The organism is Tsukamurella paurometabola DSM 20162, from assembly GCF_000092225.1.
Classification (GTDB): Bacteria; Actinomycetota; Actinomycetes; order Mycobacteriales; family Mycobacteriaceae; genus Tsukamurella; species Tsukamurella paurometabola.
The window spans coordinates 3164954-3184215 of sequence record NC_014158.1; the positions used below are offsets into that span (position 1 = coordinate 3164954).

Sequence of the window (19262 nt, forward strand, 5' to 3'; positions counted from 1 at the left end):
ACCCCTATCCGATCACAGCAACCCGTCGAGGGTTGAGCGAAACCTGCACCGTGTCGCCATCGGGCGGGGCGGTGTCACCGTACGCATCCACCCGGAGCTCACCGTCGCCAGTGTCCACGGCGACGGTGATCCGCACCCCGTCGGCGGTGGGCATCGAGCCCGTGACCAGTGCCGGAACCCCGCGCGCCTGGATCACCACCGACCCCGGACGCAGCCCCAGCGCGAACGTGCCGTCCGGGCAGTCGACGAGAATGGGGCCGAGCACGGTCTGTGCGTGGCCCGCTTCGACGCGGGCGTCGATCTGCGTCGAGTAGCCGAGGAACCTGGCTACCTCGGGCGTCTTGGGCCGCCGCCACAACCGAGTGGGCTCGTCGGATTGCACGATCCGCCCGGCGGTCATCACGGCCACGGTGTCCGCGAGCTCGACGGCCTCGTGGTGGTCGTGGGTCACGATCAGGGCCGGGGTACCGGTGTCGCGCAGGATGCGGCGCAGATCACCCGCGAGGCGATCGCGGAGCTGTCGGTCGAGGGCGGACAGGGGCTCGTCGAGCAGCAGGAGCCGCGGGCGCGGCGCAAGCGCCCGGGCCAGTGCCACGCGCTGCTGCTGCCCACCGGACAGCGCGCCCACGGGTCGCGATCCCAGCCCCGGCAGCCCGACCAGTTCGAGCAGTTCGGTCACCCGGGCATCGGCGTCGTCGCGGTTCCAGTGGTGCCGCTGCAATCCGTAGCGGATGTTGCCGGCGACGTCCCGGTGCCCGAACAGCTGGCCGTCCTGGAAGACCATGCCGAAACCGCGGCGGTGGGTGGGGGTCCGCGCGAGATCGTCACCGTCCCAGAGGACTCGGCCGCTCGAGAGCGGTTCCAGTCCGGCGACGGCGCGCAGCAGGGTCGATTTCCCGCAGCCCGACGGTCCGAGCAACGCCGTCACCGGGGCGCCGGGCACGCCGACGGCGAGCGAGACCTCGTCGACCGCGGTGCGGGAGCCGTAGCGGACCGTGGCCTCGTCGATCGTGAGCATTGTTCGCCTCCTTAGAATTCCGCCTGGCCGGCACCGTCGCGCCGGAGTGCCTCGACCGCAGCGATCACCGCCACGGTGGCCGCGATGAGCAGAACCGAGCAGGCCGCGGCGAGCGCGGCGCTCTCGTAGCCGGGCCGGGCCATGATGCGACCGATCAGGACCGGTAGCGTCATCTGGCCCGGCTGCACCAGGAAGCTCGCCGCACCGAACTCCCCCAGGGTCACCACGTACGCGAACCCGGCTGCCACGGCCACGGATCGGCCGATCACGGGCAGATCGACCGTGGTGAAGACCCGCACCGGCGAGGCCCCGAGGACGGCGGCGGCCTGTCGCTGCCGCGGATCGACGGCGGCCAGCGCGGGCACCAGCACCCGTACTACCAGTGGTACCGCGACCAGGGCCTGGACGAAGGGCAACACCGCCGGGGATTCGCGCATTGCCGGGAGCGATTGCAGCGCCAGCAGATAGCCGAAGCCGAGTGTCACCGCACTCACCCCCAGCGGGAGCATCACGACGGCGTCGGCGAACCGGCTGAGGAGACCCGACGACCGCGAGATGGCGATGGCGGCCAGTCCACCGACGATGAGCGCGATCGCCCCCGCCTGGATCGCGGTCAGCAGCGACATCTGCAGGGCCTTGAGCGGCACCACGCCGTTCACGTTCTCACCCAGGCGCCGGTAGGCACCGAGACTCAGACCTGTTGCGGCGTCGGGCCGCAGCGAGCGCAGCACGAGCGAGACCATCGGATAGGCGAGCAGTACGGTCGACACGGGCACGCCGATGAGCACGGCGATCCGGGTCCCTCGACCGGGCCGGGAAGGCAGTGCGGCCGACGACGCCGGCCGGCTGCCGCGGTGCCGCAGTGCCGCACTCACCAGCACGGCGATCACCACGATCGCGATCTGCACCAGTGCGAGTAGCGCGGCGGTGCGCAGGTCGAAGGCACCGACCACCTCCTGGTAGACCGCGGTCTCCAGGGTGCGGAATCGGCTACCGCCCACCACCAGCACGATGCCGAAGCTGGTGGCGCAGAACAGGAAGACCACCGACGCCGCCGAGGCGATCGCGGGGGCCAGCGCCGGCATCGTCGCGGTCATGAAGGCGCGGACCGGGTTCGCTCCCAGCGTCCGGGCCGCCTGCGCCGCACGCGGATCGAGGCCGGCCCACACCCCACCGACGATGCGCGCCACCACCGAAACGTTGAAATAGGCGTGCGCGATGAGCACCGCCCAGACCGTCTCGGACAGGCCGAGGAAACCGAGCCCGCCCTCCGCGGCGAACAGGGTGCGGAAGGCCACGCCGACGACCACCGTCGGCAGCACGAAGGGCACCGTCGCCAGCACCCGGACGATCCACTGACCGCGGAACCGGGCGCGAGCGGTGAGCCACGCCAGCGGCAGGCCGAGGACCACGGTGAGCAGGGTCGACGCGGCGGCCTGCCACATGGTGAACCACACCAGACCGACACCGCCGGCGCCGGTGAATCCGTCCCAGGGCGGGGGTCCGTCGGTGGTGAGACCGCGGGCGATGATCGCGCCCACCGGCCAGAGGAAGAAGACGCCGATGAACAGCAGCGGCGCCGCGATCAGGGCGTATCGCGCCCGGGTCACCGGCCGGTTTCCATCAGCCGGTTCACCGTCCCATGATCTGCCGCCAGTCGCGGACCCAGCCGTCGCGCTCGTCGGCGATCCGATCGGCCGGGAGCGTGGCCGGACGCTGCGGCACGGGCGCGAACTTCTGCCAGGACGCCGGCAGCGGCACCTCACGAGTCACCGGGTACACGTACATCGCATCCGGTATCGCTCCCTGCGCGCGCGGCGTGAGCAGGAAGTCGATCAGTTTGCGCGCCCCCTCGGGGTTCTTGGTACCGCGCAGCACACCGGCGTATTCGACCTGCCGGAAGCAGGTGTCCAGCAGGGCTTTCGTGGGCGGCGGTGCGCCGTCCTTGCCCACCTCCGCGACGGGCGAGCTGGCGTAGGACACCACGATCGGCCGCGGACCCCTGCCCGACGATCCGGAGAAATCGGTGGAGTAGGCGGTGCTCCAGTTCGGGACCACGGAGACGTCGTTGCCCCGCAGTGCGGTCCAGTAGTCCTTCCAGCCGTCACCGAGCGCGGCGACGGTGCCGGCGAGGAAGGCCATTCCCGGCGAGGCCGTCTCGGGATGCTCGACCACGGTGAGGCCGCGGTACTTCGGGTCCGCGAGATCCCGGTAGGTCGCCGGCTCGGGCAGTCCCTTGTCCTGGAAGTAGCGGGTATCGATGTTCACGCAGACGTCGCCGAAGTCGATCGCGGTGAGTCCGCCGATGCCGTCGAGCGCGTAGTCCGCCGCCCCGTTCGCGGCGGCGGGTGAGGTGTAGTCGTCGAAGACACCGGCGCGAGCGGGCCGGGCCGCATAGGTGTTATCCACGCCGAAGGCCACGTCGCCGGGCGGATTCCCCGGGGTCAGAGCGAGTTTGGTGGCCAGCTCACCGCCGTCGCCCAGGGCCACGGTCTTCAGCTCCAGGCCGGTCTGCCGGGTGAACTCGGCGGTCACGTCGTCGGGCAGGCTGAAACTATCGTGGGTGACCAGAGTGACGGTCCCGGTGGCCGCCGGTGCGCCGCTCGGCGCCGACGGTGCGGTATCCGTCGCGCAGGCGCTCAGCGCCAGGGTCGCCGCCGTGAGGACGAGGCCGATCCGCGCGAGGTTCTTCATCGGCTCAGACTACGGCCTGGAGGCGTCGGCGCTGCGCGAGGATCAGGGCGATCAGACCGATCGCCGCGCCCAGACCCTGCGCCATGAACAGGGCCCACACCGGACCGTCGCTCAGCCCGAGCCAGCCGAGCACATCGTCGGTGTAGTGCACCCCGACGAGTCCGACCACGACGAATGTGCCCGCGAGTGCCGTCGACCACGGTGTGTATCCGGCGCCCGCGCCGCTGAACCGGTGGTCGCCAAGTCGGCCGAGCGGGCCGTGCACCACCCAGATCAGCAGCGGCACGATCCACACCCAGTGGTGGATCCACGAGATCGGCGACCCCAGGAGCCCGAGCAACTGCACGAGCACCAGAGCGATGAGGGCGTCGCCCCGGCGCACCACCCACCAGGCGGCGAACAACAGCAGTGCCGCAACGGCGAGGCCCACCATCCACGCGGCGCCGGTACCCACGTCGTGGCCGGCGAACCGGGAGATCGCGCCGCGCAACGATTGGTTGTCGGGTTTGGCGGGGTCGCCGATCGGTCCGGTATCGCCGAGAAGCACGGTGAAGTAGCGCCGGGTCTCCGAGGGCAGCAGCAGGTAGCTGAAGCCGACGGTAGCGCCGAAGGTGAGGCCCGAGAACACGGCGGCCCAGGGTCGGCCGCGAGAGAGGAGGAACAGCCCGCCCACGGCGGGGGTGAGCTTGATGCCGGCGGCGATCCCGATCAGGGCGCCCGAGGCACCGTCGACCCGCTGCGGCCGCAGCACGAGCGCGGGCGGGCCCGCCTCGGTGCGCGCGATCAGGTACGCGGCCCACACGCCGAGCGCCATGAGGACCACGTTGATCTGGCCGTAGTCGAGATTGGTGCGCACGGGATCGATCCACAGCGCACCGGCGGTCCAGAACAGGGCGTGTTCGACGGGAACGTCGCCCAGGCGCGACGGGGCGCCGCGGCCGGCCGCCAGGATCGCCAGGCTCATCCGCACCACAAGGAACAACAGCCCCGCGGTGAGGAGCACCCAGGCGACCGCGACCACCGGGAACGGCAGGAACTTCAGCGGGTAGAAGCACAGCGCGGCGAACGGTGGATAGGTGAACGGCAGCGGCTGCTGCGGGGTGTAATCGGTGAGCGCGAAGTCGTACAGCGTCCCATCGGCGACACGCTGCGCCGCCTCGTAGTACACCCGCAGGTCGACGAAGTTGAAGTTGTGCTGGCCTGCCGCGATCCACACGAATCTCGCCGCCAGCGAGAGCAGGAACACCGCGAGCGCCCAACGGCGCAGGGTGCCGCGGGACGTCGGGCCGGAGTGGTCGGACGTCGTCACGGGGCACCAGACTACCTGCGTCGCGCCGTCGACCGGCGGGCCCGTGACGTCGGTGTTCACCATCGGCGAACGGCGAACCCGGTCACACGCCATTGCGCGACACGCCAACCGTCTGGACCATGGAGCGGGTGAGTTCAGCAGCCCAGCCCGCCGTCCCCGAACAGTCCGCTCTGCGTGCGGCCGTTTCCGGGGTCCGCGCCTACGTCGACATCGCGGTCGTCGTCGGCGTACTCGTGGCCACCAACCTGGTGGCGCACTTCACGGGCAGCTGGGCCGCGCTGCTGGCCGTCCCGATCTCGGCGGCGGTGCTGCTGGGCATCGCTCGCTACCGCGGCCTGGACTGGCACGAGCTGGGGCTGGGCCGCGAGCACTGGCGTTCCGGCGCGAAGTACGCCGCCGCGGCGGTGTTCATCGTCGCCACCGTGATCATCGTGGGCGCGCTGCTCCCGGTGACCCGCGGCTTGTTCCTCAACGACCGCTACGCGACGTTCTCCACGGCGATCATCGCGTCGATGGTGATCATCCCGCTGCAGACGGTGATCCCCGAGGAGATCGCCTTCCGCGGCGCACTGCACGGCACGCTGTCGCGGGCGATGAAGTTCCGCTGGGTGGTGGTGACCGGTTCGCTGCTCTTCGGGTTCTGGCACATCGCCTCGTCACTCGGTCTCACCGCCGGCAACGCCGGGCTCACCAAGATCCTCGGCAGCGGCCCCCTGGCACAGATCGCGGGAATCGCCGGAGCGGTGCTCGCGACCGCGCTCGCCGGTTACGTCTTCACCTGGCTGCGCACCCGCAGCGGCTCTCTCATCGCGCCCATCGCGCTGCACTGGTGCCTCAACGGCGCCGGCGCGCTGGCCGCCGCCTTCGCCTGGCAGCTCCTGCGCTGACCATTCCCCGAGCCTCGCTTCGCTCGGGCCGCGCTCCCTAGCGGGGAGCACACGTCCCTAGGTCCATTGACATGGGGAGCGCACACCGCCCTAGGGAGAAGACGCTCCCGCTAGGGACGAGCGGGCGGGGACGGATCAGCCCGGAAAGCGCGGGATCGACCGCATCACGCCGGCCCGGAACATCGCCGTGGTCAACACCTGGTAGAACCGCTCACGGCTGCGGAGGTCGGCCCAGCTCCAGTGGCATACGACCATGCCCAGGGTCGCGAAGTCGCTGTCGCGGCGCTTCTCGTAACGCCGACGGTCCGCGTCGCGCTCGTACTTGCCGTCCCCGTCGAACTCCCCGACGAGTGGACCCCATCGGAAGTCGGCGTAATAGACCCGATCGGCCACGACGAACCTGCGCTGCAGCTCGGGCATCGGCAGCTTCCACTCGATCATCCGTGCGCGGGACCACGACTCGCCCACCGACTCGCTGCTCTGCACCGAGTCCCGGAGCGCGCGCAGCGCGGTCTCCCGTCCGGTCCGAGGTCCCAGCTCCTCGATCACCCGGATCAGATCCGCGAGAGGCACGCTCGGCCGGCTGGCCTGCGTCGGGAACCGTGACGCACGACGCGCACCGTCGAAAACGGCGAGCGCCTGCTCATAGTTCCCCGCCAACGCGGTATCCACGGCGGTACGGGCGGGCGACGTCAGTCTGAGCCCCTCGAGCACCACCACGTCCTGCGGCGGGAGTGGGCGCGGATGGACGTGCCGTTTGGCGCTCACGAAACCGCCGCGGTGTCGATGGTCGATCGTGCTGTGCACGCGGCTGAAGTCGGGATCGAGCATCGGCAGGCCCCACAGGACGGCCGCACTCTGGTGACTCAGCACGCCCCATCCGCCCACGGTCCCTGCGGCCCGCACCATGCGCGCGTACTCCGTCCAGGGCTCGCCGACCGGCAGGTCGGTGTAGACCGTCGGCCACAGCATTCGTAGCTTCCTGGTCCTGATCGCCTGCCGGATCCCGTTCCGGGTCCATCCCTGGGCCAGCAGTAGATCCCGAGTCAGCAATTCCCCCACGAGGCCGATCCTGGCGCACACGTGTCACCCATCCGCTCCGTGAGCAACTGCCGATACCCCGCTCATCCACAGAACCGGCGTCATCCACAGGGGGCTTGCCTGATCCATTCGTGTGTGCCGCCGCCACCCTCCCTAGCGGGGGTGTGCGCTCCCCCGGTCCAGGGACCGAGGGAGTGCCCGCTGACAGAGGGAGCAGCAGGCCCCTAGCGGGAGAGCGACGGTGCGTCCCTCGCGGGAGAGCGACGGTGCGTCCCTCGCGGGAGAGCGACGGTGCGTCCCTCACGGGAGAGCGACGGTGCGCCCCTAGCGGGAGGCGCGGGCGGGTTCGCGGGCGGCGGGAGCCACGACGATCGCCACGGCGACGGCACCGAGCACCACGATCAGCGCGGAGAGCAAGGTGATCCGCGAACCGAGGGCGCCGATGATCGGTGGGCCGGCGAGGAACGAGAGGTAGCCGATGGTCGAAACTACGGACACCCGCGCCGCGGCCATTCGCGGATCATCGGCGGCGGCCGACATACCCACCGGGAAGCCGAGCGAGGCACCCAGACCCCAGAGCGCGACACCGACGTAGGCGGCCCAGGTGGGACCGAAAATCACCAGCGACAGGCCGGCGAAGGCCAGCACACCGCACGCGCGCAGGGTGGGCACGCGGCCGAACCGGTCGAGCACCTTGGTGCCGGCGAACCGTCCGATGGTCATGAACGTCACGAAGACGGCGAAGGTGAGTGTGCCGACGGTCTTCGACGTGCCGTGATCGTCGACCATCGCCAGCGCCAGCCAGTCGTTCGCGCTGCCCTCGGTCAGAGCCATACCCAGAACCATGAGCCCGATCACGAGCGTGCGCGGCTCGCGCCAGACGGCGAGCCGTTCGCGGCGCGAGACGGGCGCGTGGTCGGCGGCGTCATGCGCCTCGTAGGGCACCTGCCGTAGCGCGAACCAGCCCGCGATCAGTAGTACCGCGTTCACCACCAGCAGGTGCGCGAGCAGCGGTACGTGCGCCGCCTGTGCTGCCGCCGCGGTCAGCGCGCCGGCGACGGTGCCCAGCGAGAACGCGGCATGGAAGGCCGGCATCACGGTGCGGCCCAACGCCCGCTCGTTCTCGGCTCCGGAAAGGTTCATGCATACGTCCGTCACTCCGTGCGAGAGGCCGACCAGCACGAGCGGCAGCAGAGTCAGCAGGTACACGCCCGACTGCGCGCCCGCAGCAGCCGCGATCATGGTGACGCCGAGCGCGGGTACGGTCACGGCCATCACCCGGCGCGCGCCGAACCGAGCCGCCAGTGCCCCGGAACCGAGCAGGCCCACCACCGAACCGACGGCGAGCCCGAAGGTGAGCAGGCTCACCTGGAGCGTGGTGGCGCCGAGATCGTCGCGGACCTGCGGCAATCGGCCCAGGTAGCTGGCGAACGTCAGGCCGCTGAGCGCGAAGATCACGAAGACGCCGTTGCGCCACGCGAGCACCGAGCCCGGTGCGGCCTGCGCCTTTCTCTCCTGGAAATCCACGCTCACGATCAACCTTTCGAAACGTTTCGAACACTACTGCTAGGCTAGGTGCCCATGGCACGAGGGTCAAACCGCGTGACGTTGGTCCACGTCGCGGAGACGGCCGGCGTCTCGCTATCGACGGCCTCGCACGCCTTCGGCATCGACAAGCCGATCAGCGAGGCCACTCGCGCCCGCGTCCTCGCGGCCGCAGCCGAGCTCGGCTATGAGGGCCCCGACCCCCGTGCCCGGTCGCTGCGCAGCGGCCGCACCGAGATCATCGGGGTACAGATCGACGACGAGGCCGGACGCGCCTTCCGAGATCCGGTGATCATCGGCATCCTGGACGGAGTCACCAGCGCTCTGGCGGACAGCCCCAATTCGGTTCTGTTGATACCGGATTCGGTTCCTCCGGAGCGACTGCGCGCCCTTCCGGTCGACGGGGTGATCGCCGCGGGCTGTTCTCCGCACCTCGCCGCCTTGCGCGAAGCGATGGCGCGCCGGGAACTCCCCGTGGTCACCGCCGGCGATCAAGTCGATGAGCTCGGCTGTGTGGGCGTCGAGAATCGCGCCGCCACCGCCCGGCTCACCGCGCACCTGTCCGACCTCGGACACCGCGCGGTAGGCATCGTCAAACTCAGTCCGAGCACGGTCGAGGTCGCCCGGACCGGTGCCGCACTCGCCGCCTACCCTGCGGCACCCTCGGTGTCCGCCGCGGACAGCACCATCGACGAGGGAGTCCGGGCCGGCGGCGCGCTGCTCGACGGCAATCCCGGCCTCACCGCGATCATCGCGCAATCCGATCTCCTCGCCGCCGGCGTCGTCCGCGCCGCGGAGAGCCGAGGATTGCGAGTACCCGAAGATCTCTCGGTCACCGGGTTCGACGGCATCCGAGTGGACGGATTCGCCCGCCGGCTCACCACGATTCGGCAACCCCTGGTCGAGATGGGACGCCTCGCCGCCGAAGCGGTGCTCGCCTCGCTCGATGGTGCGCCGCTGCCCACCACCGCCATGCCGGTGGAGCTCGTGCTCGGCGATACCACCGGTCCGGCGCCTCAGCGGAGCTGAGCCACCTCGCGCAGCGCCTCATCGAGCAGCGTCGCGTAGTCGTCCGGATCGGGGACGGCGGTGCGTGAGCTGGTAACGGACAGGGTCACCGTGTCTCCCAGGCCGTGCACGCCGTGGGTGAGCCCCATCGCGGGCGACAGGGCGGGGAAGCCGGCGGTGAACACCGCACGGCCGCCGAGTAGTTCGAGGTCGGCCGGCCCCCGGTTCACGCTGGAGACCACGGTGGCGCCGGCCATCGTCTCGGGCCGCAGCTCCGGATCGAAGGCGTCCACACCGAACCGCGCGAGCGGCGCGGGCGTCGCATCGTCGGGTGCGGAGACGATGCGCCACAGCGGGTCCGCAGCGCGGGCGCGCGCGGCGGCCAGGGCGGCCGTGATCCGGTGCGGCCGTTGCGCGACCGGCACACCGGGCAGCAGCGGAACGGAGACATTGCCGAAGGCATTGCGCTCCCCCGGTTTCCGCTCCCGCGCGACCATCACCTCCGCGCACAGCGTGTCCGGCACCCCAGCGCCCCGCACCCGCAGGTACCGCTCCACCGCGAGCGAGACGGCCGTGAGCGCGCCGACCGTCACGGTCCCGGCGGCGGCGAGTCCGGCGTGATCACGCACCAACATCCGCACATCGCGGCCGGCATCGGGGCGGGCGTTGAGCGGGGTGATCGGGCAGCCTGGCACGGGCGGCGGCAGTGCTCCCGCGGCGGTCCGCGCGGCGATGCGGTCCCGGGCCGACTGCACACGCATGCCCCGGATCACGGTGCGCGCCATATCGACCGGGAACCCGGCGAGGCCACGGATCACCCGCACCGCGTCCGGGGCGGCCGCAGTCGGCACGACGGCGGGTCCGGCGGGCGCGGACGAGAACAGCGCGCGGGCGATCTCCGCGGTGCGGCGCCCGTCGGCGAGGCAGTGCGCCACCTGCAGTACCAGCACAGTCGCGACGCCGGTGCACCGCGGCACACCGCGGACGGACGGGAAAACGTGCAGACGCCACGGCGCTACGGTGGCGTCGACCTGGCGGGTGAATAGGCGGGCCACCGCCGCGGGGATCCTCTCCCAGGTGTGCGCGATCCCCTCCCGGACGTCGACCACCTCGGTCGGCGCCCAGGACGGCCGTTCCACATCGAAGGGGGCCGGCGCCACCCGGATCCGCAGATCCGGGATCGACGGCGCGCGGGCGAAGACGACGTCGGCGACCTCGGCAGCCGTCGGCGCGGGTCCCTCACCGTGATCGAAGGCGTACAGCAGGAACTGGTCGCTGGGGATCACCGCCGACGCCCAGTGGGTGCGGGCGTCGCGCGGGGACAGCAGCGGGCTCACGGCAGCAGATCGCGCCGGTAGACCAGTCCCGCGGCGCCGACCAGTGGCGCATCCTTGCCGAGACCGGCCGGCACCACGCGGGCGGCGGCCACGTACGGCAGCGGATGCTGCGCCAGTTCCGCCTGCACCTGGTCGACGAAATCATCTGCGACGTTGCAGAATCCGCCGCCGAGGGCGATCACCTCGACCGGAACCAGGGCGACCGCGCTGCCGATCCCCTGGCCGAGGGCGGCGGCGCACCGTCGGACCGCGGCGACCGCGACCGGATCGCCCACCCGGTAAGCGGCACCGAGCTCCTCACCGGTCGTACCGGCGAATCCCTGCGTCCGGGCCCACTCCACGGTATGCGGCCCGGAGGCGACGGATTCGAGCATGGTGGTGCGTCCCAGGCTGTCCGAGCCGGTGAAACCCGAAAGCTCCACCTGCCCGATATGACCGGCGTTGCCGCCGAGCACCCGTCCGTTCACCACGAGTCCGCCACCGATGCCGGTGGAGACCACCATGCCCAGCACATCGTCATGTCCGCGACCGGCACCGAGCCAGTGCTCGGCGAGCACGATGGCGACCCCGTCGCGGCGGAACTCCACGGGCAGCCCACCAGCAGCGTCCGCGACGGTGTCGCGCAGAGGGAATCCGTGCAGGGCCTCGATGTTGATCGGGGCGGTGGTGCCGGCGGCCTCATCGACCGGGCCGGCGGAGGCGAGGCCGACGGCCGTGACCTCGACGTCGGGAGCGGCGGCCAGAGCGTCCCGGACGACGCCCGTGATCCGCTCCGCCAGTTCCGCGGTCGTGGCCTCGCGGCAGTGGGGGCGCGGCGCCGGGTCTCCTCGATCACCGCGCCCTCGGGCGTGACGAGTGCAGCGGCCACCTTGGTCCCGCCGAGGTCCACGGCGAGCACCGTCATCGCGCGTACCTGACGAGGCCGAGCTCGGCGGGGCCGGCGAGGAGGCGGTGTTGTGGCAGTACCCGCACCGCGAAGCCGAACCGGCCCACATGTGCGGGAAGTACCGCGCGGTAGCGGCTGCCGTCGAAGTGCAACCGGACGGGCGCGCCGCCCACCAGCTTTCCGGTGTCATCGACGCCGCCGATCACGGCCTCGACGCGCACGTCACCGTCCTCGAGGTCGCCGAGGTCGATCTCGGCGGTGAGGTCCACGCCGTCGGGCACCACCTGCGCCTGGGACGCCCCGACGCGCACCGCGTCCCAGCCCTGCCGGACTCGGCGGGTGTAGTCGACCAACTCGTCGACGAGGGGGCGGACGGCGCGCGCCGACCGGGCCGCGGGGCGGTAGTAGTCGGTGGCGTACTCACGGACCATCCGATCGGCGGACACCTCGGGACCGGTAACGGCGAGTGTGTGCCGCACCTTCGCCATCCATCGCGGCGGCGCATCGCCGGGTTCGCGCCGGTCGTAGAACGTGGGGACCACCTCGTGTTCGAGGAGGTCGTAGAGGGCATCGGCCTCGATGTCATCACGCCGGCCGGGGTCGATGCCGATCGCCGAAGGGATGGCCCAACCGTTCTGGCCGTCGTACAGCTCATCCCACCAGCCGTCGAGCACGGAGAGGTTGAGGCCTCCGTTGAGGGCACTCTTCATGCCCGACGTTCCGCACGCCTCGAGCGGGCGCAGCGGATTGTTCAGCCAGACGTCGCAGCCGTGGTAGAGGTATCCCGCCATGCCGATCGAGTAGTCGGGCAGGAAGGCGATCCGGTGCCGGATGGCGCGGTCGTCGGTGAAAGCCAGAAGCTGCTGCAGCAATCGCTTGCCCTCGTCATCGGCGGGGTGGCTCTTGCCTGCGATCACCACCTGGACGGGACGATCCCGGTCGAGCAACAGTGCGCGCAGGCGGTCGGGATCGCGGAGCATCAGGGTGAGCCGCTTATAGGTGGAGACCCGCCGGGCGAAACCGATGGTGAGCGTATCGGGGTCGAACATCCTTTCCGTCCAACCGAGTTCGGCGTCGACGGCGCCGCGCTCACGCCAGGCCGCTCGGGTGCGGTCACGAACCTCGTCGACGAGCCGGGACCGCAGCGCGCCACGGAGGCGCCACAGCGCCTCATCAGGCAGGGCGAGCGGATCGGATGCACGTTCCTGCACCAGCCGGTGCGCCCAGGTGCCGCGGTGCACGCCGTTGGTGACCGAGCCGATCGGCACCTCGCTCGGTTCGAAACCGGACCACAGGCCGGAGAACATCTCAAGGCTCACCACACCGTGCAGCGCGGAGACGCCGTTCGCACGCTGAGCAAGCCGGAATCCCATGTGGGCCATGTTGAAGACGTTCGGATCGGCTTCGGCGCCGAGCGCGATCACCTCATCGAGGGGCACGGTGGGCAGCAGCGAGCACATCTGCCCACCGTCACCGAAGTACCGGCGCACCAGGTCGGCGGGGAACCGGTCGATCCCGGCGGGCACCGGTGTGTGGGTGGTGAAGACGGTGGCGGTGCGGGCAACGGCTTTGGCGGCCTCGTAGGTCAGTTCCTCGGTGGCCATGAGTTCCCGGATGCGTTCGAGGCCGAGGAATCCGGCGTGCCCCTCGTTCGCGTGGAAGACCTCGATGCCGGGATGCCCGGTGAGGTCGCAGAAGGCTCGGGCGGCACGGACGCCGCCGATGCCGAGCAGGAGCTCTTGCCGGAGCCGGTGTTCGGCGTCGCCGCCGTAGAGCCGGTCCGTCACACCGCGCAGATCGGCGTCGTTGACGTCGATGTCGGTGTCCAGCAGCAGCAGTGGGATGCGGCCGACGAAGGCCCGCCACACCGCGGCGTGCAGCACGCGGCCTTCGGCGAGGGTGATCGAGACGGTGAGCTGCTGCCCGTCCGAGAGCTGAACCGGTTTCAGCGGAAGCATTTTCGGGTCCAGGACGGGGTACTGCTCCAGCTGCCACCCGTCGGCGGAGAGCGACTGCTGGAAGTAGCCGTGCCGGTACAGCAGCCCCAACGCGAGCAGCGGTAGACCGAGATCGGAGGCTGCCTTGAGATGGTCGCCGGCGAGCACTCCGAGGCCGCCCGAGTAGTTGGGCAGGGTCTGGCTGATACCGAACTCCATCGAGAAGTACGCGATGGCGCGGGCGCCGTCCTTCAGACCGTCCGCCCATGCCGGGCGGGCGAGATAGTCGTGCAGGTCCGCCTCGACCGCCCGCACCCGGGCCACGTACTCGGGATCGTCGCCGAGCAACGCGACTCGCGCCTGATCGGCACCGCGGAGCGCGGCCAACGGATCGTGGGTGGCGGCCCAGGCCTCGGGTGCGAGCGCGGCGAACAGATCCTGGGTGGGGCCGTGCCACACCCAGCGCAGGTTGAGGGCGAGTTCGGCGAGCGGCGCGAGCGTCTCGGGATAGACGGGCTCGACGGTGAAGGTTCCGGTGGCGTGCACGACAGCCAAGCCTATTGCCTGCCCGGGACCGCTGCGACGTTACCGGCGGGTCACTTGCCCCGGTCGGCGGCGAGCACCACGACGCGACGCCGAGGCCGCCGCAGGGCGGAGTCGCTCGCACCTCGCCGGCCTGCTCAGCCTTGTCGGTGCTCCGCCGGCACCAGTCGCGTGAGTCGCTCGCGGGTGCGTTCGTCGCGCGGCAGGTAGGTCAGCATCCGCAATGAGGGCCGGTCCCGCAGGTTGAAGGTACTCACCTGCAGGTGCAGCTCACCTACCCGCGGATTGCGGATCGTCTTCTCCCAATCGGCGGCGTCCAGCACCAGGCCCGCGTGCCACAGCTGGGCGAACAGCGGGGATGCCGCTCGCAACCGGGCCAGCAGGGGTTCCCACGCGGGATCGGCGTGACTGTCGGCGTAGATCGCACGCGTTCGGGCCACCACTGCCTCCAGCTCCTGGCGATCCGCGGCGTAGGCTCCCAGCCACAGCTCGTCGGTGAAGTCGAGCCACAGGCAGTTCCGGTCCTCCGGCGCGAACTCCTCGACATCGGTGATGAGGAACCGGAAAGCGCGGTTGTACCGGATCATGTCGCCGCGAGCGTTGAGTACCACGGCGGGGTTCGGCAGCAGCGCATCGAGCACCGGCTGCACCGCGGAGGCCGCGCCGGTGTCGACCGGCGGACCGGGCTGGTGCCCGGCCAATCGCAGTACGTGATCTCGCTCCCCCGCATCCAGCAGCAGGGCGTCGGCCACGGCGCACAGCACCTCCGGGCTCGGGTTCACATCCCGGCCCTGCTCGACCCACGTGTACCAGGTGGTTCCCACATTGGCCCGCGCCGCGACCTCCTCGCGACGAAGCCCGGGGGTTCGGCGTCGCCCACCCATCGGGAGCCCCACCTGCTGCGGCGTCACCTGCTCCCGACGCGTGCGCAGGAAGCGCGCCAGTTCGGCGTTGTTGCGGGTGGCCATGCCCCGAGTATCCCCCGCGTCCGCACCGGAAGGGGCCGCCAGCCCGGTGGTCTCACTACTAGGATCCGTGCGCTCTGGATACCCGGATACTGCAGGAGCAGGGTCGCGTCATGACCGATTCCCCCACTCCGCGCCTGACGGGCGCCGGCCTGGCCGTTCTGGGCCTGGCGTACTTCCTCACCACATTCCTGTTCGCCTCGGCGACTATCGCGGTGCCGAGCATCGCGGAGCACCTGTCCGCATCACCGGCCCAGCAGTCGCTCGTGCTGGCCGCATTCTCGGCCACGTTCGCGACCGCACTGATCCTGTTCGGACGGCTCGGCGACAACCATGGGAGGCGCAGGGTATTGATGATCGGCCTCGGCGCGGTCGGAATCACTTCGGTGGCAGCGGGGTTCGCTCCCAATATCACCTCGTTGATCGTGCTGCGCGGCGGGCAGGGCATCGCCGCCGCCGCGTTCACCCCGCAGGTCCTCTCGACCATCCAGGCGACCTCGACCGGTGCGGAGCGCCGTCGCGCCGTCGCGGTGATCGCCGCGACCGCCGGAGTGGGATTCTGCGGCGGACAGGTGCTCGGCGGCGCGCTGCTGGCCTGGGATCCGGGCGGGTTCGGCTGGCGCTCGGTGTGGTGGTGCGCCGCCGCGATCGCCTTCGCCGCCGCGCTGGCCGGGCGCGCGGTGCCCGACACCCGGGCCGATCGGCGGCTGCCGCTGGACTACCGCGGTGCGGCGCTGCTCACGGTGGCCCTGCTCGCCCTCCTGGTCGGCCTCGCGATCGGCAGCACGCTCGGCTGGCCCGCGGTGTCGTGGGCGCTCCTGGGCCTGGCCGTGCTGTCGGGCGGGGCCTTCTGGACCGCGCAGCGCCGGGTGGAGGCCGCGGGCGGGGCCCCGCTCGTCCCGCCGTCGGTGTTCGCGCACCGCCCGATCCGCGTGGGCCTGCTCATGGCGCTGCTGTTCTTCTCCGGTTACGGCGCCCTGGTCTACGAGTACGCCCTGGTGACCGAGCACGCACTCGGGATGAGCCCAGCCCTATCGGGTCTGACGCTGCTGCCCTACGGGGTGGCCTTCGTGGCGGTCTCGTTGCGGCAGCCCGCGATCCACCGTCGCCTGGGTACCCGCACCATGCCGGTCGGTGCTGCCGTGAACGCCGCGGGGCTGCTCGCGCTCGCGGCCGGTGGGTGCGCGCCGCACGGGTGGGCGTGGGCGGTGCAGCCCGCGTTGGTCGTGGTGGGCGCCGCGCAGGCGATGCAGTTCGGTCCCCTCGTCTCCACGATCATGGGTGCGGTGCCCGACCGGATCGCGGGCCTCACCGGCGGGCTGGTGAACACGGGGCAGCAAGCCGCGCTCGCCCTCGGCGTGGCGACCCTGGGCACCGGCTACACCGCGCTCGCGACCGAGATGCCTGCGCAGCGCGCCTTCGCCGTGATCCTGCTCGTGCACGCGGCACTCGCGGCCGCCTTCGCGCTGTGTGCGTGCAGCCTGCACCGCGACCGTCCGGCGATCACCGGCGAACTCGTGCCGGCGCGCGAGTGAATCAGAAGTCGCCGTGGAATCGCCGCAGACTGCGGATCGCGCTGACCAGATCCGCGGATTCGTCGTCGGGCATGCCGAGGTCTGCGAACACGTCGTTGAGCACCAGCGTGGCCTCTTCGACCACCTCCCGGCCCTCGTCAGTGATCGCGACCAGGGTGGTGCGGCCGTCGGTGGGGTGCGGCCGCCGCTCGACCAGCCCGGCCTCACCGAGTCGGTCGATGGCGTGCGTCACCGACGAGACGTGCACCTGGAGCCGGGTACTGGCCTTGGAGATCGGGAGCGCGCCCTGCCGGGTGAAGGCCAGCAGACGCAGCAACTCGAACCGGGAGAACGACAGCTGGAAAGGTTTGAGGGCCGCCTCGATCCGGGCGAGCAGGATCTGATGCGCCCGCATCACCGACGTCACCGCTTCCATGCCGACGGCGGTCGCGCCGCCCCAACCGGCGTCCTCCCAGTTGCGGCGGGCGAGCGCGATCGGGTCCCTGTCGTCCGGTGTCTCCAAGGAGTCCCCTACCTCAACGTCGAAATGATCGCGCTGAAGTCTAAGCCCCCGTTGTTCTCGGCGAACGCCGAGTACAGCTGCGCGGCGTGGGTGCCGAGCGGTGCCGATGCCCCGGTGGAAGCCACCGCGTCCATCGCCAGCCCGAGATCCTTGTTCATCAGCGCGGTCGCGAACCCGGGCTTGAACTCGTTGCCCGACGGTGCGCCCGCCACCGGCCCCGGCACGGGACAGTTGGTGTGCAGCGACCAGCAGTTGCCGGTGGCACCGGTGACCACGTCGTACAGCGCCTGATCCGCGAGGCCCAGCTTCTCGGCCAGGACGAAGGCCTCGCCCACGACGATCTGCTGCACGGCGAGGATCATGTTGTTGCACACCTTGGCGGCCTGGCCGTTGCCGGAGCCGCCACAGTGGATCACCTTGCCCGCCATGGGGTCGAGCACCGGCTGCGCCTCGGCGAACGCGACCTCGTCGCCGCCGACCATGAAGGCGAGGGTGCCCGCGTCGGCCCCTTTGACGCCGCCGGAGACCGGGGCGTCCACCTGCTTCATCCCCGCGGCCTCGGCCAGGGCATGCACCGCGCGGGCGTCGTCCACCGAAATGGTGGAGCTGTCGATGAACAGCGTGCCGGCGGCCGCATGCGGGAGCACCGCCTCGTACACGGACTTCACGATGGCCCCGTTGGGCAACATGGTGACCACCGCTTCGGCACCGACCACGGCCTCCTCGGCGGTATCGATCACCGTGACGCCGGCCGCGCGGGCGGCGTCCTGCGCCTCGGGCACAAGATCGAAGCCGCGCACGGTGTGCCCGGCGGCCACCAGGTTCTTCGCCATCGGCCCGCCCATGTGGCCGAGACCGAGGAATGCAATCGTGCTCATGACGGTGTTCCTCCTACTTGCCCTGAATGCGGGCGGCCTCGGCGCGGCCGATCACCATCCGCATGATCTCGTTGGTGCCCTCCAGGATCCGGTTCACCCGCAGATCGCGGACGATCTTCTCGACCCCGGTCTCGTGCAGGTAGCCGTACCCGCCGTGCAGTTGCAGCGCCTGATCGGCCACCTGGAAACAGGTCTCGGTGACGAACTTCTTGGCCATCGCGCAGAGCTCGACCTTGTCGGGGTCGTTCTCGTCGAGGGCCGTGGCCGCGCGCCACAGGATCAGCCGCGCGGCCTCCAGTGAGGTGGCCATATCAGCCAGCGTGAAACGAATCGTCGGCTCGTCGATCAGCTTGCGGCCGAATGTCTCCCGCTCGGTCATGTACTGCAGCGCCAGATCGTACGCGGCCTGCGCGCCACCCATCGAGCAGGCGGCGATGTTGAGGCGTCCGCCGTTGAGCCCGTTCATGGCGATGCCGAAACCCTTGCCTGCGCCCTCGGGCCCGCCGAGCATGCGGCTGGCGGGAATGCGCACGTTCTCGAAGATCACCTGCGTGGTGGGCTGGCTGTGCCAGCCCATCTTCACCTCGGCGGGTCCGAACGAGAGGCCAGGGGTTCCCTTGTCCACCAGGAAGGTCGAGATGCCCCGGGCGCCCTCGCCCTCGCTCCGGGCCATGACCACGTACAGGTCGGAGGCTCCACCACCCGAGATGAACTGCTTGGTGCCATTGAGCACGAAGTCGTCGCCGTCGCGCTCGGCTTTGGTGGTCAGCGAGGCCGCATCCGATCCGGCGCCCGGCTCGGTGAGGCAGTAGCTGGCCATGATGTCCATCGGCGCGAGCTTCGGGATCCACTCCTGCCGCTGCTCCTGCGAACCGTAGGTGTCCACCATCCAGGTGCACATGTTGTGGATCGAGAGGAAGGCGGCGGTCACGGGGTCGCCCTTGGCCAGCTCCTCGAAGATGCGCACACCGTCGAGGCGACGTAGCCCGGAACCGCCCACGTCCTCGCGGGTGTAGATGGCGGCCATCCCCAGGCTGCCCGCCTCCTTCATCTCCTCGACGGGGAAGTGCTTGGTGGCATCCCATTCGAGTGCGTACGGCGCGAGGCGTTTGCGCGCGAAATCACGCGCCATGTCGACGACGGCGCGGTCGTCGCCGGTCAATACGGGATAAGGCAT

General features: G+C 70.8%; 16 protein-coding genes. 3 read left to right on the forward strand and 13 right to left on the reverse strand.

All coding sequences use genetic code 11. The annotated features are described in order from the left end of the window. Positions 1–4 precede the first annotated feature (4 nt). Genes TPAU_RS15280 through TPAU_RS15295 form a run of 4 tightly spaced genes read right to left on the reverse strand, consistent with a single transcriptional unit; the run spans position 5 to position 5021 of the window. The gene (locus TPAU_RS15280; protein WP_013127655.1) at positions 5–1018 is read right to left on the reverse strand and encodes an ABC transporter ATP-binding protein; all 1014 of its coding nucleotides are present in this window, start codon (positions 1016–1018) and stop codon (positions 5–7) included. Between the two features lie 11 nt (positions 1019–1029). Beyond that, positions 1030–2628, reverse strand: coding sequence for an ABC transporter permease (locus tag TPAU_RS15285; protein ID WP_013127656.1), 1599 nt, complete (start codon positions 2626–2628; stop codon positions 1030–1032). Between the two features lie 22 nt (positions 2629–2650). Then, the gene (locus tag TPAU_RS15290; RefSeq protein WP_013127657.1) at positions 2651–3712 is read right to left on the reverse strand and encodes a thiamine ABC transporter substrate-binding protein; all 1062 of its coding nucleotides are present in this window, start codon (positions 3710–3712) and stop codon (positions 2651–2653) included. Positions 3713–3716: 4 nt separating this feature from the next. Continuing rightward, a complete protein-coding gene (locus tag TPAU_RS15295) occupies positions 3717–5021 on the reverse strand; it encodes a glycosyltransferase 87 family protein (RefSeq protein ID WP_160160271.1) in 1305 nt (434 codons plus the stop codon). A 119-nt stretch (positions 5022–5140) separates the two neighbouring features. Here TPAU_RS15295 and TPAU_RS15300 point away from each other — a divergent pair, with 119 nt between their 5' ends. Further along, positions 5141–5908: a CPBP family intramembrane glutamic endopeptidase gene (locus TPAU_RS15300; RefSeq protein WP_013127659.1), complete on the forward strand. Its 768-nt coding sequence runs from the start codon at positions 5141–5143 to the stop codon at positions 5906–5908. A gap of 135 nt (positions 5909–6043) precedes the next feature. On the opposite strand, the gene TPAU_RS15305 is transcribed toward TPAU_RS15300, so the two are convergent. Both TPAU_RS15305 and TPAU_RS15310 read right to left on the reverse strand, forming a co-directional pair. After that, complete coding sequence (locus tag TPAU_RS15305; RefSeq protein WP_147291102.1) at positions 6044–6970, reverse strand: hypothetical protein; 927 nt, start codon at positions 6968–6970, stop codon at positions 6044–6046. A 303-nt stretch (positions 6971–7273) separates the two neighbouring features. Then, entirely contained in the window at positions 7274–8482 is a 1209-nt protein-coding gene (locus TPAU_RS15310) for an MFS transporter (RefSeq protein ID WP_013127661.1), read from the reverse strand. A 69-nt stretch (positions 8483–8551) separates the two neighbouring features. Here TPAU_RS15310 and TPAU_RS15315 point away from each other — a divergent pair, with 69 nt between their 5' ends. Next, the gene (locus TPAU_RS15315) at positions 8552–9523 is read left to right on the forward strand and encodes a LacI family DNA-binding transcriptional regulator (RefSeq protein WP_013127662.1); all 972 of its coding nucleotides are present in this window, start codon (positions 8552–8554) and stop codon (positions 9521–9523) included. Here the strand turns inward: TPAU_RS15315 and TPAU_RS15320 are convergent. From TPAU_RS15320 to TPAU_RS15335, 4 genes are all read right to left on the reverse strand, one after another. Further along, entirely contained in the window at positions 9511–10839 is a 1329-nt protein-coding gene (locus tag TPAU_RS15320; RefSeq protein ID WP_013127663.1) for a wax ester/triacylglycerol synthase domain-containing protein, read from the reverse strand. The two genes, TPAU_RS15315 and TPAU_RS15320, sit on opposite strands and share 13 nt — an antisense overlap. Then, entirely contained in the window at positions 10836–11834 is a 999-nt protein-coding gene (locus TPAU_RS15325) for an ROK family protein (protein ID WP_218022112.1), read from the reverse strand. Before TPAU_RS15325 ends, TPAU_RS15320 begins: the two co-directional genes overlap by 4 nt. Next, the gene (gene glgP / locus TPAU_RS15330) at positions 11740–14208 is read right to left on the reverse strand and encodes an alpha-glucan family phosphorylase (RefSeq protein ID WP_013127664.1); all 2469 of its coding nucleotides are present in this window, start codon (positions 14206–14208) and stop codon (positions 11740–11742) included. Before glgP ends, TPAU_RS15325 begins: the two co-directional genes overlap by 95 nt. A gap of 134 nt (positions 14209–14342) precedes the next feature. Then, a complete protein-coding gene (locus tag TPAU_RS15335) occupies positions 14343–15173 on the reverse strand; it encodes a helix-turn-helix transcriptional regulator (protein WP_013127665.1) in 831 nt (276 codons plus the stop codon). A gap of 110 nt (positions 15174–15283) precedes the next feature. Between TPAU_RS15335 and TPAU_RS15340 the strand changes: the two genes are divergently transcribed. After that, positions 15284–16705, forward strand: coding sequence for an MFS transporter (locus TPAU_RS15340; protein WP_013127666.1), 1422 nt, complete (start codon positions 15284–15286; stop codon positions 16703–16705). Between the two features lies 1 nt (position 16706). Here TPAU_RS15340 and TPAU_RS15345 read toward each other — a convergent pair whose 3' ends face one another. The 3 genes from TPAU_RS15345 to TPAU_RS15355 are packed head-to-tail and all read right to left on the reverse strand — an operon-like array spanning position 16707 to position 19262. After that, a complete protein-coding gene (locus tag TPAU_RS15345; protein ID WP_013127667.1) occupies positions 16707–17207 on the reverse strand; it encodes a MarR family winged helix-turn-helix transcriptional regulator in 501 nt (166 codons plus the stop codon). Positions 17208–17215: 8 nt separating this feature from the next. Beyond that, positions 17216–18085: a 3-hydroxyisobutyrate dehydrogenase gene (mmsB, locus tag TPAU_RS15350; RefSeq protein WP_013127668.1), complete on the reverse strand. Its 870-nt coding sequence runs from the start codon at positions 18083–18085 to the stop codon at positions 17216–17218. Between the two features lie 13 nt (positions 18086–18098). Beyond that, entirely contained in the window at positions 18099–19262 is a 1164-nt protein-coding gene (locus tag TPAU_RS15355; RefSeq protein ID WP_013127669.1) for an acyl-CoA dehydrogenase family protein, read from the reverse strand.

Bases quoted from the DNA above. Each gene is read 5' to 3' on its own strand.
- TPAU_RS15280 (WP_013127655.1), bottom strand. From the start codon at position 1,018: ATGCTCACGATCGACGAGGCCACGGTCCGCTACGGCTCCCGCACCGCG.
- TPAU_RS15290 (WP_013127657.1), bottom strand. From the start codon at position 3,712: ATGAAGAACCTCGCGCGGATCGGCCTCGTCCTCACGGCGGCGACCCTG.
- TPAU_RS15300 (WP_013127659.1), top strand. From the start codon at position 5,141: ATGGAGCGGGTGAGTTCAGCAGCCCAGCCCGCCGTCCCCGAACAGTCC.
- TPAU_RS15325 (WP_218022112.1), bottom strand. From the start codon at position 11,834: ATGTGGGCCGGTTCGGCTTCGCGGTGCGGGTACTGCCACAACACCGCC.
- TPAU_RS15335 (WP_013127665.1), bottom strand. From the start codon at position 15,173: ATGGCCACCCGCAACAACGCCGAACTGGCGCGCTTCCTGCGCACGCGT.
- TPAU_RS15340 (WP_013127666.1), top strand. From the start codon at position 15,284: ATGACCGATTCCCCCACTCCGCGCCTGACGGGCGCCGGCCTGGCCGTT.
- mmsB (WP_013127668.1), bottom strand. From the start codon at position 18,085: ATGAGCACGATTGCATTCCTCGGTCTCGGCCACATGGGCGGGCCGATG.
- TPAU_RS15355 (WP_013127669.1), bottom strand. From the start codon at position 19,262: ATGCCTTATCCCGTATTGACCGGCGACGACCGCGCCGTCGTCGACATG.